This window comes from Nocardioides cavernaquae (assembly GCF_003600895.1).
GTDB classification, from domain to species: Bacteria; Actinomycetota; Actinomycetes; order Propionibacteriales; family Nocardioidaceae; genus Nocardioides; species Nocardioides cavernaquae.
Genome location: NZ_QYRP01000002.1, coordinates 3,257,847 through 3,270,706 on the forward strand (window position 1 = coordinate 3,257,847; position 12,860 = coordinate 3,270,706).

At 69.5% G+C, this 12,860-nt stretch carries 11 protein-coding genes; all 11 read right to left on the reverse strand.

The window, feature by feature from the left end; all coding sequences use genetic code 11:
* Positions 1 to 35 precede the first annotated feature (35 nt).
* Complete coding sequence (gene pgsA / locus D4739_RS15690; protein ID WP_120061475.1) at positions 36 to 698, reverse strand: CDP-diacylglycerol--glycerol-3-phosphate 3-phosphatidyltransferase; 663 nt, start codon at positions 696 to 698, stop codon at positions 36 to 38.
* Positions 695 to 2,146 carry a 30S ribosomal protein S12 methylthiotransferase RimO gene (gene rimO / locus D4739_RS15695; RefSeq protein WP_120061476.1) on the reverse strand — a complete coding sequence of 484 codons (1,452 nt, stop codon included), beginning with the start codon at positions 2,144 to 2,146 and terminating at the stop codon, positions 695 to 697. The genes pgsA and rimO overlap by 4 nt, the downstream gene beginning before the upstream one ends.
* A gap of 103 nt (positions 2,147 to 2,249) precedes the next feature.
* Complete coding sequence (locus tag D4739_RS17400) at positions 2,250 to 3,212, reverse strand: sunset domain-containing protein (protein ID WP_182920447.1); 963 nt, start codon at positions 3,210 to 3,212, stop codon at positions 2,250 to 2,252.
* Positions 3,212 to 3,352 (reverse strand): hypothetical protein, encoded by a 141-nt coding sequence (locus tag D4739_RS16980; RefSeq protein ID WP_182920448.1) that lies wholly within the window; start codon positions 3,350 to 3,352, stop codon positions 3,212 to 3,214. Before D4739_RS16980 ends, D4739_RS17400 begins: the two co-directional genes overlap by 1 nt.
* A gap of 11 nt (positions 3,353 to 3,363) precedes the next feature.
* Positions 3,364 to 4,152: an OmpA family protein gene (locus D4739_RS15705; RefSeq protein ID WP_120061478.1), complete on the reverse strand. Its 789-nt coding sequence runs from the start codon at positions 4,150 to 4,152 to the stop codon at positions 3,364 to 3,366.
* Between the two features lie 160 nt (positions 4,153 to 4,312).
* Positions 4,313 to 6,145, reverse strand: a complete 1,833-nt coding sequence (locus tag D4739_RS15710) for a helix-turn-helix domain-containing protein (protein WP_120061479.1) — start codon at positions 6,143 to 6,145, stop codon at positions 4,313 to 4,315.
* Entirely contained in the window at positions 6,142 to 8,784 is a 2,643-nt protein-coding gene (locus tag D4739_RS15715) for a DNA translocase FtsK (protein WP_120061480.1), read from the reverse strand. The genes D4739_RS15710 and D4739_RS15715 overlap by 4 nt, the downstream gene beginning before the upstream one ends.
* Before the next feature lie 72 nt (positions 8,785 to 8,856).
* The gene (locus tag D4739_RS15720) at positions 8,857 to 10,548 is read right to left on the reverse strand and encodes a ribonuclease J (RefSeq protein ID WP_120061481.1); all 1,692 of its coding nucleotides are present in this window, start codon (positions 10,546 to 10,548) and stop codon (positions 8,857 to 8,859) included.
* A 15-nt stretch (positions 10,549 to 10,563) separates the two neighbouring features.
* Entirely contained in the window at positions 10,564 to 11,466 is a 903-nt protein-coding gene (dapA, locus tag D4739_RS15725; RefSeq protein ID WP_120061482.1) for a 4-hydroxy-tetrahydrodipicolinate synthase, read from the reverse strand.
* A gap of 59 nt (positions 11,467 to 11,525) precedes the next feature.
* Entirely contained in the window at positions 11,526 to 12,017 is a 492-nt protein-coding gene (locus D4739_RS15730; RefSeq protein WP_120061483.1) for a dihydrofolate reductase, read from the reverse strand.
* Complete coding sequence (locus D4739_RS15735) at positions 12,014 to 12,808, reverse strand: thymidylate synthase (protein ID WP_120061484.1); 795 nt, start codon at positions 12,806 to 12,808, stop codon at positions 12,014 to 12,016. Before D4739_RS15735 ends, D4739_RS15730 begins: the two co-directional genes overlap by 4 nt.
* Positions 12,809 to 12,860 lie beyond the last annotated feature (52 nt).

The following is a 12,860-nucleotide window of genomic DNA, read 5'->3' on the forward strand; positions in this document are numbered from 1 at the left end:
TCAGGTCACGATCCGGACTCGCCGGGACGAACCCGTCAGGCGCGCGCGGCGCGCTTCTGCCGCCAGGCGTCGCGGAAGAACTCGTAGCCCGACCACAGGGTCAGCGCGACCGCGATCGCCAGGACGACCTGGGCGGCGTAGAAGGCGATCTCGCCCGCGGTGCCCCACGCGTGGTCGTCGGCGACCAGGGGAAGCGTCAGGAAGCCGAGACCCACACCCTGGGCGGTGGTCTTGATCTTCCCGAGCTGGGCGGCCGGGATGACGATGTCCTTCATGATCGAGAGACGGAGCAGCGTGACGCTCCACTCGCGGACCAGCACCAGGATGGTGACCCACCACCAGACCTCGCCGCCGGCGACGTACCACGCCTCGCCGGACTGGCTGCCGACGACGGAGAGGGCGATGAACGCCATGCCGGTGATCGCCTTGTCGGCGATCGGGTCGGCGATCTTGCCGAAGTCGGTGATCAGGTTGTGCTTGCGCGCGAGATCACCGTCGACCTTGTCGGTGATCATGCCGACCGTGAAGATCACGAAAGCAGTGATGCGCCAGCCGATCGAGTCGCCGCCGTCCTGCAGCATCGCGTAGCCGAAGAACGGCACCAGGATGATCCGCAGCGTGGTGAGCGCGTTGGGAACGTTCCAGTTGCTCGGCTTGGTGACCGGCGCCGGGTCGCTCGAGATGTGGTCGCTGCTCATCGGCCTGCTCCTGCCACGGTGGCGACGAGGTCAACGCCCTCGGTGCCGGTCACTTCTGCGGTCAGCAGGTCGCCGACCCTGGTGTCGCTGGGTGCGCCCACGAGCGTGGTGGTGCCGTCGACCTCGGGACCCTGGAACGCCGCGCGGCCCTCGATGCCGTCGGGGCCGTCCTCGAGGCGCTCCACGAGGACCTGGATCGTCTCACCGATGCGCTCCTCGGCCCGCTGGGCGGTGAGCTCCTCGACGAGGGCGGTCAGGTGCGAGGTGCGCTCGTCGATCTCGTCCTGGTCCAGCTTGTCCGAGAAGGACTCGGCCTCCGTGCCGTCCTCGTCGGAGTAACCGAAGACACCGGTCACGTCGAGGCGTGCGGCCTCGAGGAAGTCGCACAGCGTCTGGAACTCCTCCTCCGTCTCACCGGGGAAGCCGACGATCACGTTGGAGCGGATGCCGGCCTCGGGTGCGAAGTCGCGCACCTGCTCGAGCAGCGCGAGGAAGGAGTCCGGGTCGCCGAAGCGGCGCATCCGTCGCAGGACCGAGGCGGAGGCGTGCTGGAAGCTGAGGTCGAAGTAGGGGACGACGCCGGGCGTCGTGGCGATGGCCTCGATCAGGCCGGGCCGGGTCTCCGCGGGCTGCAGGTAGGAGACGCGGACCCAGTCGATGCCGTCGATGGCGGCGAGCTCGGGGAGCATCGTCTCGAGCAGCTTGAGGTCTCCGAGGTCCTTGCCGTAGGACGTGGAGTTCTCGCTGACCAGGAAGAGCTCCTTGACGCCCTGCTCGGCCAGCCAGTGCGCCTCCTTGATCACGTCGGAGGGACGACGGCTGACGAACGAGCCGCGGAACGCCGGGATCGCGCAGAACGTGCAGCGGCGGTCGCAACCGCTGGCCAGCTTGAGCGGCGCCATCGGGCCACTGTCGAGCCGGGCCCTGAAGGGCAGGCCGAGGTCGGCCGCGCCACCGGAGACACCCGGCACGCTGATCGTGCTGGCGTCACGCTCGGTCGGGGAGATGGGGAGCAGCTTGCGCCGGTCCTGCGGCGTGTGGGACTGGTGCTTCTCCCCCGCCACGATGGAGCGGAGCCGCGCGGCGATGTCCGGGTAGTCGTCGAAGCCCAGGATCGCGTCAGCCTCGGGGAGGCTCTCGGCGAGGTCCTTGCCGTAGCGCTCGGCCAGGCAGCCCACGGCCACGACGGCCTGGGTCTTGCCGCCGTTGCTGGTCTTCAGATCGGCGGCCTGGAGCAGCGTGTCGACGGAGTCCTTCTTCGCGGACTCGACGAAGCCACAGGTGTTGACGACGACGGTGTCGGCGCCTTCGGGGTCGTCGACGAGGCGGAAACCGCCCGCCTGGAGCCGGCCGGCCAGCTCCTCGGAGTCGACCTCGTTGCGGGCACACCCGAGGGTGACCATGGCGACGGAGAGGAGGCCGTCGGGGGCAGTGGTGGAAGCAGTCATGTCCCGAGAAGGATAGTCGCACCAACGGCTGACGCCCGATTCCGCGCGATCGGCTCACCTCACCACGCGAACGTGTGGGTTTGCTCTGCGTCGTACGACTCGACTACTTGTCGTTCCAGGCCGCGAAGCCCGCCTTGCGCGCGGTCTCCACCGAGTCGAACCAGACCTCCGCCTTCGTCCGCGAGTAGTACGGCGAGTCCGTGTCGTGGAAGAGCATCGAGTCCGCGTTTCCCTTCACGGAGTACGCCGCGCTCGGCGCATCGCCGTTCTCCCCCGGGTCGGCGGACCCCGGACCGTACGCGCCGTCCGGGATGGCGGCCAACGCAACCGGTTCCTCTGCGACCTTCTCGTTCCACCGGTGGAACCCGGCTCCACGCGCCGACTCCTCCGAGTCGAACCACACCTCCGCCCTCGTCCGCCCGAAGTACGGCGACTCCGAGGTGTGGTACTTCATCGAGTCGGCATTTCCCTTGACCGTGAAGCCCTCACCCGGAGCGCCACCATCAGCCAGTGGCTCGGCCGATCCCGCGCCGTACGCGCCAGCGGCGACAGCACCACCCGCAGCAGCGGCACCACCGGCGGCAAAGAGCGCAGGCTCGTCGTCGACCTCGGGCGCAGCGGACTGCTCGATCGGCGCGGTCAGCGGGTCGCTGAGCGGGTCACCGGCAGGCGCTGCGTGGCTCCCGTGGTAGCTGGGGCCAGCTGCCTCGGGGACCTCGACGGCCGGCGCCACCTCGGCCTCAGGCTCGACAAGTGCAGGCTCCTCGATGACTGCAGGCTCCTCGGCGGCAACCGGCTCGTCCTCGGCCGGTGCCCAGCCAGCGGCTTCGGGCTCGGAGACGGGCGCCCAGCCCGCCTCTTCGGGGGTGAGGGTCGCGGCGGCGTCCGGGGTGTCCGCGGCCAACGCACCGCTGCCGACATCCGCAGAGCGGTCCGGCCTGCTGACGGTCTCGACCGTCTCACTGACCTGGGTCGCCTTGCGCAGCGTCAGGAACGCCGTCACCAGACCACCGAGGACCGCGGCCAGGAGCAGCCAGAGCCAGTTGTTGCCTGCCAGCCAGCCCATCAGAGAACCGCCTTCTCGATCGTGCCGCCGACCTCGTCCACGTGGGGCAGGAGCGCCTTCTCCACGACGTACGTCACGAGCGCGCCGACCAGGAACGCGATCAGCAGAAGAATCCAGAATTGCCCGAACAACCACGTCATCTCTCCACTCCTCACTCGACCACGATGGCGGCGAACCGGTTCAGGTCACGCCCCGTCGCTGTGTTGTTGTCGCCGATAGGGTCGGCCTCGCCGACGCCTTCAGCCTTGGTGACCGTGACGCCCGCCTTCTCGAGCACAGCGGCAACGGCGTCAGCGCGTCGCTGCGAGAGCGGGCTGGTCGCCGGTGCGCGGTTGTCGGTGTGACCGGTCACGGAGACCGAGCTGTCACACGCGGCGAGCGTGGCGCCCACCTGGGTGACCTGCTTGAGCTCCTCGCCCTCGAGCGTTGCGGACTTCTCACCGAACGCCGCAAGGTTGCGGCCCAGGATGTGGTCGACCTTCTTCTGGAGGTCGAGGCACGATCCGGGTGCGCCGGTGCCGTCGCCAGCGCCCGTGCCGTCGCTGTCGCCGTCGCCGTCGCCGTCACCGTCACTCTCAGCCCCGGCCGAGTCGTCAGCGAGCCTGGCCACCCGTACGCCCTCGACATCGGCGACCGCTGCCTCGGCAGTGCTCACGTCGACACCTGCCGGCAGCGGGTCCGGGAGGGTCAGTGTCAGGTCTCGTCCATCGGCCTCGACCGTGGCACCGGTGATCCCCTTGGCGGCCAGCGCGGCATCCGCCCTGGCCTTGAGGTCACCCTCGATGTCATCGCCCTTGGCCCACGCGAGGAGCGCGGCCAGGAGCAGGGGAATGAGGAGGAGCGCGAGCCACCACGGGCCGGCGAGGCCCTGGTGGGCCCACCTCGTCGAGGTCTCGCGACGCACCGTCGTCTCGGCGGATGCGGGCTCGTCTGCTGCCATGGTCGGTCTCCCGTGATCGGATCGGATCATCCAGACTTGTTCGACCTCGAACCTAGACAGTTCGACTACCCGTTGACCAGACCCTCCGAAATGTCCGAAGGCGGCGGAACCGGTCAGGTCCCGCCGCCTTCGCAACGTTCAGGTCGTGCTCATCAGGCCCCTACGGCTTGGGCGTGAAGGTCCTCGTGGCCTGTCCGCCGGCACCGCCGACGAAGCCCTTGCCGCGTCCGTCGATGGCGACTGCCACGGCTCCGTTGTCCTTGACCTCGACGGTCACCGGAGGCACCACCGAGATCTCCTGCTTCTCCTCCGCGGCGATCGAGCCGCGGAAGGCGATGTCGCCCTGGTCGTCGCTGACGACGACACGCGCGCCACCGTCGGAGGCGGTCAGCCGGAGCGTGACCGGCTGGGTGCCGATGTAGTTCGGGACGCCCGAGCCGTCAGGGCCCTGCTGCAGCGTCGGAGCCTGCTCGCGAACCTCGACGGGAGAGTCCGTGACGAGCCGCGCGACGGACCACGCGAGCACGACGGTCATGACCGCAGCGACGAGGATCGACCAGTTCGGGCCACCCTTCATCGAGCGGATCCCGCCGTGCGCACCGGAGGCCAGCTCGGCCTCGAACACGCGGCGGGGGTTGATCGGGGCGTCGGCGTAGCGCTCGTCGTACGACGCCATGAGCGGCGCGATCTCGACTCCGAGGACCCGGGCCAGCGTGCGCAGGTGTCCGCGGGCGTAGAAGTCTCCGCCGCACGGCACGAAGTCGTCGACCTCGATCGCCTCGATGACGTGCGGACGGATCCGGGTGCGCTCGGCGAGCTGGTCGACCGAGAGGCCGATGCGGCGACGCGCGGCCGCGAGGTTGGGGCCGATGATCGGGTCGGCGGCCGGCTGGGCCGCAAAGTCGTCGATGACGAGCGGCTCGACCGACTCACGAATGCGCGCGATCGGACGGACCCGGTCACCCCAGGTGACCTTCTCCTCGACCAGGTCCACGCTGCCGGGACGGCGCAGCTGGCGTCCCGCGACGGGCTCGCTGACCTCGGCGGCGTCCACCGCCGAGACGATGCTGGCGCGGAGCTCAGCCCGCTTGCCGGCACGGGCTTCGCGCAGCGGCGCCGGGGTCGGCGACGCCGCAACGATGCGCGCTGCGTCGGCGGCAGCTGCCTCCTCGGCGAGACGTGCCTCCTCGCGCTCGGCGGCGCGGGCGGCCCGATTGTCAGCCCGTCGCTCGGCGCGGGCCTCGGAGCCGGCGCGAATGCCGCCCGAGACCGTGGAGATGGCGTGGGCGAGGAAGCGACGCGGGTCCGGGACGCGCAGCGAGCGACGCGGCTTGTCCTCGGTCTCGACGACCTCGACCGGCTCGGCCGCAGACTGCGAGCCGGGCAGCAGCTCGACGACGCGGGCACCTCCACCAGCGAGCTGGCGCAGCGCGGTCGTGAGGTCTTCGGACGAGTCACCCGTGACGCGGGTCGAGAGTCCGAGCGGCAGCGCGAACGGCGAGCCGTAGAGCAGGTTGCTGATCTTGCCCTGACGACGGCCTGAGGCGTCCAGGTCTGCGAGGACCTTCTCCGCGTTGCGCGGCACCAGCACGAGCCGGCCGTCGCGGACCAGGCCCTGACGCGGGGTGACCTCGACGGAGGCGAGACCGCCCCACGGCACGCCACGCCAGGCGCGACCGAGCCGGATGCGGACACCCTGGCTGTCGGCGACGAGCAGCGGCGTACGTGCGTCGACGAAGGAGTGCAGGTGGAACGCCGCGAGCAGGCCGAGGCCGACGGCCAGCACCCAGTCGAGTGGCGAGCTGGTCGAGGCGGCGCGGGCGAGGTAGCCGATCGCGACCGCCGACGCGGCAGCGCCGAGCAGCGCGCCGAGGCCACCGTTGCGGCGTACCTCGACGAGGTCGGGGGCAGCGCTGAGGATGCTCCCGGTGGTCTCGTACCCGCGGTTGTCGTCCTCGTAGCCCTGGTGGTCAGCGGCTTCCTGGGTGTTCACATCTCCCCCTGCAGGGTCGCGATGACTTCGTCGATTTCGTCGGGCTTCACGAGCACGTCACGGGCCTTCGAACCCTCGCTGGGTCCGACCACGCCACGGCTCTCCATGATGTCCATCAGTCGGCCTGCCTTGGCGAAGCCGACGCGGAGCTTGCGCTGCAGCATCGAGGTCGAGCCGAACTGGGTCGACACGACCAGCTCGACCGCCTGGATGACCAGGTCGAGGTCGTCACCGATGTCGTCGTCGATCTCGCGCTTGGAGGCAGCGGGCGCGGTGACCTCGGGGATGTACGTCGGCTCGAGCTGTCCCTTGACGTGCTGGACGACCTGCTCGATCTCCTTGTCGCCTACCCACGCGCCCTGCACGCGGATCGGCTTGGAGGCACCCATCGGGAGGAAGAGGCCGTCACCCTGGCCGACCAGCTTCTCCGCACCCGGCTGGTCGAGGACGACCCGGGAGTCGGCCAGCGACGAGGTGGCGAAGGCGAGTCGCGACGGCACGTTGGCCTTGATCAGACCCGTGACCACGTCGACCGACGGGCGCTGGGTGGCGAGGATCAGGTGGATGCCCGCCGCACGGGCGAGCTGGGTGATCCGGACAACCGACGACTCGACGTCGCGCGGAGCGACCATCATCAGGTCGGCGAGCTCGTCGATGATGACGACGAGGTACGGGTACGGCGCGAGGACGCGCTCGCTGCCCGGCGGCACCTCGACCGACTTCGCGCGGACGGCCTTGTTGAAGTCGTCGATGTGACGGAAGCCGAAGTTGGCCAGGTCGTCGTAGCGCATGTCCATCTCGCGACAGACCCACTCGAGCGCCTCGGCGGCCTTCTTGGGGTTGGTGATGATCGGCGTGATCAGGTGCGGGACACCCTCGTAGGCGGTCAGCTCGACCCGCTTCGGGTCGACCATGATCATCCGGACCTCGTCAGGCGTCGACCGCATCAGGATCGAGGTGATCATCGAGTTGATGAACGACGACTTTCCGGAGCCGGTGGCACCCGCGACGAGCAGGTGGGGCATCTTCGCCAGGTTGGCGACGACGAAGCCGCCCTCGACGTCCTTGCCGAGTCCGACCACCATCGGGTGCGGGCTGTTGCGCGCCGTGTTGGAGCGGAGCACGTCACCGAGGGTGACGATCTCCTTGTCCGGGTTGGGGATCTCGACGCCGACCGCGGACTTGCCGGGGATCGGACTGAGGATGCGGACGTCGGCACTCGCCACTGCATAGGCGATGTTCTTCTGGATGCCGAGGATCTTCTCGACCTTGACTCCGGTGCCGACCTCGACCACGTAGCGCGTGACCGTCGGGCCGCGGGTGTAGTCGGTGACCTGGGCATCGATGCCGAACTCGTCGAGCACTCCCTGCAGGCGCCCGACGATCATGTCGCTGGCCTTGGTGCGCGCCTGGTGGGCGTCACCGACCTTCAGCACCTCGCTGTCGGGAAGCGTGTAGGTGATGTCGCCCGAGAGCGAGAGCTGCTCCACGCGCTGCGGGAGCGGCGTGTGCGGCGGGGGCTCCAGATCGCCCTTCTCCTCCTTGGCGGGCTTGTTCCGCCCCTTGCCGAAGCCGACGACACCGGCAACTCCGCCGAGGCCGGCGATCGGGCCGGTCGGCTCGGTGTCGGGGTCCGCAAAGCCGGCAGCGATGTCGATCGCGTCTGCCGCGCCGTCGGAGCTGTCGGTCGAATCGGTGAGCGACTTGCGCTGGCGCTTCTTGATCTCCCGGTCGGAGAGACCCCTCTCGCCGACAAGGGGCGTGTCGTACGCCGGGTCCCCCTCGCCGAACTTGATGCCCTTGCCGGCGCGCTCGAGAGCGAGCGGCGAAGCAGGCTCGTGCTTCTGGCGGCCGAGGAGCTTGTCGCGGGTCTCCGCGAGGCGGGTCGGGACCTGGTAGAGCGGCGTCGCGGTGATCACGAGGACACCGAACGACGCGACGAGGACCAGCAGCGGCACGACGACGTACGGCGTCTGGAGCAGGTCCATGAGCAGTGAGGAGACGACGAAGCCGATCGCGCCGCCCGCCTCCTGGAGCTTGTCGGTGTCACCGGAGGCCGGGCTGCCGTTGGCGATGGCGATGATGCCGAGCAGGCCACCGCCCAGCGCTCCCCAGCCGATGAGCTGGCGACCGACCGGACCGTTGCGCTCCGGGTCGCGCAGCGTGCGCCAGCCGAGCCAGACCAGGGCGAGCGGGACGAACCAGGCGAGCTTGCCAACGGAGCCGGCGACCATGAGTCGCACGGCTTCCATGACGTCGCCGGGCAGGCGCCACCACACTGCGGCCGCCACGATCAGCGCGAGGCCGATCATGGTCAGGCCGACCCCGTCACGACGGTGCTCGGGCTCGAGGTCGCGAGCGGTCTTGCCGATCGAGCGCGCGGTGGCACCGACGGCGGCCGCGAGGCCGAGCCAGAACGCCACCACGGCGCGCCACAGCGCCAAGAAGACACGGAAAACGGGGCCAGGTCCACTGCGGACTGCTCGTGGTGCGGGCCTGCGAGCCGAGGAAGGCTTGCGGGTCGACGACGAGGGTCGCTTGGCCTGGCCACCAGTACTACGGGTCCGGGAGGCTGCGGCACCCTTGTTGCTGGTGCTGCCGCCTCGAGAACCCGCCGGGGAAGACGTACGGGTCGCCATGTTCTGAACAGTAAGCGATCGTCACACCAGTCACAGGGACCACAGAAGCGTGTCGCGGTAACAGCAGGTGGGTCAGGCTTCCACTACGACCGGGATGATCATCGGGCGACGACGGTGCTTGTTGCCGACCCAGCGGCCGACCACGCGGCGTACGGCCTGCTGCAGCTGGTGCTGGTCGTCGGTGCCGTCGGCCAGCAGCTTGTTGAGGGCGTCGATGATGGCCGGCTTGATCTCGTCGAAGACCTTGTCGTCCTCGCCGAAGCCGCGTGCGTGGATCTCCGGACCGCTGAGCACCTTGCCGCCTGACAGGTCGACGACCGTGATGACCGAGATGAAGCCCTCCTCGCCGAGGATGCGGCGGTCCTTGAGCTGGGCCTCGGTGATGCCACCGACGTTGGAGCCGTCGACGAACACGTAGCCGCAGTCCACCTTGCCCGCGATCTGGGCCTTGCCGTCGACCAGGTCGACGACGACGCCGTCCTCGGCGATCACGACGTGCTCGGCAGGTACGCCGGTGGCCTTGGCCAGCGCCGCGTTGGCCTGCATGTGCCGGATCTCGCCGTGCACGGGCAGCACGTTCCTGGGCTTGACGATGTTGTAGCAGTAGAGGAGCTCACCCGCGCTGGCGTGGCCCGAGACGTGCACGTTGGCGTTGCCCTTGTGCACGACGTTGGCGCCCCAGCGGGACAGGCCGTTGATCACGCGGTAGATGGCGTTCTCGTTGCCCGGGATCATCGAGCTGGCCAGGACGACGGTGTCGCCCTCCTCCAGGTGCACGAAGTTGTGGGTGCGCTGCGCGATGCGGCTGAGCGCGGAGAGCGGCTCACCCTGGGAGCCGGTGCAGATCAGCACGGTCTTCTCCGCGGGCAGGTCGGCGAGCTCCTTGGCGTCGACGACGACGCCCGGCGGCACGGTCAGGTAGCCGAGCTCCTGCGCGATGGCCATGTTGCGGACCATGGACCGACCGACGTACCCGACCTTGCGGCCGTGCGAGACCGCGGCGTCGAGCACCTGCTGCACGCGGTGCACGTGGGAGGCGAAGCAGGCCACGATGATGCGCTGGCTGCTCTGGTGGAAGACGCGGTCGAGGACCGGGCCGATGCTCTTCTCGGCCGTGGTGAAGCCGGGGACCTCGGCATTGGTCGAGTCGGTCATGAAGAGGTCGACGCCCTCGTCACCGAGCCGCGCGAACGCGTTGAGGTCGGTGATGCGGCCGTCGAGCGGCAGCTGGTCCATCTTGAAGTCACCGGTGTGCAGGACCAGGCCGGCGCCCGTGCGGATGGCTACGGCGAGCGCGTCCGGGATGGAGTGGTTGACCGCGACGAACTCGAGGTCGAACGGGCCGAACGCGATCTTGTCCCCCTCGCTCACGACGTGGTGGACCGTCTCGCGGAGCCGGTGCTCGCGCAGCTTGTTGCCGAGCAGCGCCAGCGTCAGCTTGGACCCGACGAGCGGGATGTCGCCACGCTCACGCAGGAGGTACGGCGTCGCGCCGATGTGGTCCTCGTGGCCGTGCGTCAGGACCAGCGCCTCGATGTCGTCGAGCCGGTCCCGGAAGGAGGACCAGTCCGGGAGGATCAGGTCGACGCCGGGGTGGTTCTCCTCGGGGAAGAGGACACCGCAGTCGACGATCAGCAGCCGTCCGTCGTACTCGAAGACGGTCATGTTGCGACCGATCTCCCCCAGACCGCCCAACGGGGTGACGCGGAGCGCCCCCGCGGGAAGCTCGGCCGGAGCGGACAGTTCGGGGTGCGCGTGGGTCATGTGGTCCTTTGCAGGTCAGAGCAGGCCCGACGCGGTGAGGCCGGCACGCAGTGCGGCCAGCTCCTCGTCGTCGAGGGCCAGAAGGGGCGACCGCACGGTGCGGTTGTCGAGGACGCCGAGCAACTGGAGGGTCGCCTTGGCGGTGGTGGCGCCGTAGTTCGGCACCCCCATGACGGCCTGCAGCGCGGGCTGGAGGCGCGCGTTGATGGCCTGGGCGCCGGCGAGGTCGCCGGCGAGGAAGCTGTCGATCATGGCCTTGAGCTCCTTGCCGGCGGCGTGGCCGAGCACGGAGACGACGCCGCAGGCGCCATAGGCGAGGAAGCCGAGGGTGAGGGCGTCGTCACCGGAGTAGACGTCGAACCCGAGCTCGCGAAGCAGGACCGTCTGGGTGCAGTCGCCGGAGGCGTCCTTCACCGCGATGACGGAGTCGAGCCCGGCCATCGCCTCGTACGTCGAGGGGGCCAGCTTGGTGCCCGTCCGGCCCGGCACGTCGTAGAGCATCACCGGGACGTCGGTGGCGCCGACGACCTGCGTGAAGTGGTGCACGATGCCGGCCTGCGCGGGCTTGTTGTAGTAGGGCGTGACGAGGAGCAGGCCGTCGGCACCCAGCTTCGCGGCCTGCTCGGCAAGCTCGACCGAGTGGCGGGTGTCGTTGGTGCCGACGCCGGCGACGATCTTGACCCGGTCGCCGACAGCGTCCTTGACGGTCGCGAGCACGCGGCCGTCCTCGTCGATCGTCGTCGTCGCGGACTCGCCCGTGGTGCCGGAGACGACGATGCCGTCGTGACCGTTGTCGGCGAGGTAGGTCGCGGTGCGGCCGATCGCCTCGAGGTCGAGCTCACCGTCGGGCGTGAACGCCGTCGCCATCGCGGTCAGCACGCGGCCGAAGGGGGCGGCGGGACCCTCAACGTCAGTCATGGGATCAGGCTATCGCCCGATGCACGTGGATATGCGCCGTGCCCACCTCGAGCCCGGAATCAGGCGGTCCGGCGCTCCCACCAGACGATCTCGAAACCGTCCCTCGGCTCGCGGCGCACCTCGAGCCACTCGTCCCGGTCGAACTCCGGGTAGAAGGCGTCACCCTCGGGGCTCAGGGGCACCTCGCTCAGGATCTGCACGTCGACGTAGGGCATCGCGGCTTCGTAGACCGCTGCGCCGCCGCCGATCATCACCTCGCCGGTCAGGGTGTCGGCGAGCCCGAGCGCTTCCTCGATCGAGTGCGCCACGAGCACGCCCTCGTCGCTCCACTCCGTGTCCCGGGTGAGCACGATCGTCGTCCGGCCCGGGAGCGGGCGGCCGATGCCCTCGTGGGTGGTGCGACCCATGATCAGCGTGTGGCCGATGGTGGTCGCCTTGAAGTGGGCGAAATCCTCGGGGATGTGCCACAGCATGTCGGCGTCGCCACCGATCACGCCGTTCTCGGCAACGGCGGCGACCGAGGTCACGGTGCGCCCGGCAGGCGTGCTCATACGGCGATCGGGGCCTTGATCGCGGGAGCCGGATCGTAGCCGTCGACCGCGATGTCCTCGAGCTCGAACGCGTCGATCTCGGTGATGTCGGGGTTGAGCACGAGCTTCGGCAATGCGCGCGGCTCGCGGGTCAGCTGCAGCCGGGCCTGCTCGAGGTGGTTCACGTAGAGGTGCGCATCGCCCAGCGTGTGCACGAAGTCGCCGACCTCGAGGCCACACACCTGGGCCACCATGTGCGTCAGCAGTGCGTAGGACGCGATGTTGAACGGCACTCCCAGGAACACGTCGGCCGAGCGCTGGTAGAGCTGGCACGACAGCTTGCCGTCAGCGACGTAGAACTGGAACAGCGAGTGGCACGGCGGCAGCGCCATGTCGTCCACCTGCGCCGGGTTCCACGCGGAGACGATGTGGCGACGCGAGTCGGGCGTCGTGCGGAGCTGCTCGATCACCTTCGCGAGCTGGTCGATGTGCTGACCGTCGGGGGCGGGCCACGAGCGCCACTGCGCGCCGTAGACGGGACCGAGGTCGCCGTGCTCGTCGGCCCACTCGTCCCAGATCGTGATGCCGCGCTCCTGCAGCCAGCGCACGTTGGTGTCGCCGCGGAGGAACCACAGCAGCTCACCGAAGACGCTGCGCGTGTGGACCTTCTTGGTGGTCAGCAGCGGGAAGCCCTCGGACAGGTCGAAGCGCATCTGGTGACCGAACACACTGAGCGTGCCGGTGCCGGTGCGATCGCCCTTCTCGGTGCCCTCGTCGAGGATGCGCTGGAGGAGATCGAGATAGGTCTGCACGGCGCCGAATCTACCTGCAAGCCCTTCCGGCCCTAAACTGCACTTCTTCGGT

What these genes read in the sequence shown, in the direction of transcription:
- rimO (WP_120061476.1), bottom strand. Translation starts at nt 2,146, where the DNA reads ATGACTGCTTCCACCACTGCCCCCGACGGCCTCCTCTCCGTCGCCATG.
- D4739_RS15715 (WP_120061480.1), bottom strand. Translation starts at nt 8,784, where the DNA reads ATGGCGACCCGTACGTCTTCCCCGGCGGGTTCTCGAGGCGGCAGCACC.
- D4739_RS15705 (WP_120061478.1), bottom strand. Translation starts at nt 4,152, where the DNA reads ATGGCAGCAGACGAGCCCGCATCCGCCGAGACGACGGTGCGTCGCGAG.
- dapA (WP_120061482.1), bottom strand. Translation starts at nt 11,466, where the DNA reads ATGACTGACGTTGAGGGTCCCGCCGCCCCCTTCGGCCGCGTGCTGACC.
- D4739_RS15720 (WP_120061481.1), bottom strand. Translation starts at nt 10,548, where the DNA reads ATGACCCACGCGCACCCCGAACTGTCCGCTCCGGCCGAGCTTCCCGCG.
- pgsA (WP_120061475.1), bottom strand. Translation starts at nt 698, where the DNA reads ATGAGCAGCGACCACATCTCGAGCGACCCGGCGCCGGTCACCAAGCCG.
- D4739_RS16980 (WP_182920448.1), bottom strand. Translation starts at nt 3,352, where the DNA reads ATGACGTGGTTGTTCGGGCAATTCTGGATTCTTCTGCTGATCGCGTTC.
- D4739_RS17400 (WP_182920447.1), bottom strand. Translation starts at nt 3,212, where the DNA reads ATGGGCTGGCTGGCAGGCAACAACTGGCTCTGGCTGCTCCTGGCCGCG.
- D4739_RS15730 (WP_120061483.1), bottom strand. Translation starts at nt 12,017, where the DNA reads ATGAGCACGCCTGCCGGGCGCACCGTGACCTCGGTCGCCGCCGTTGCC.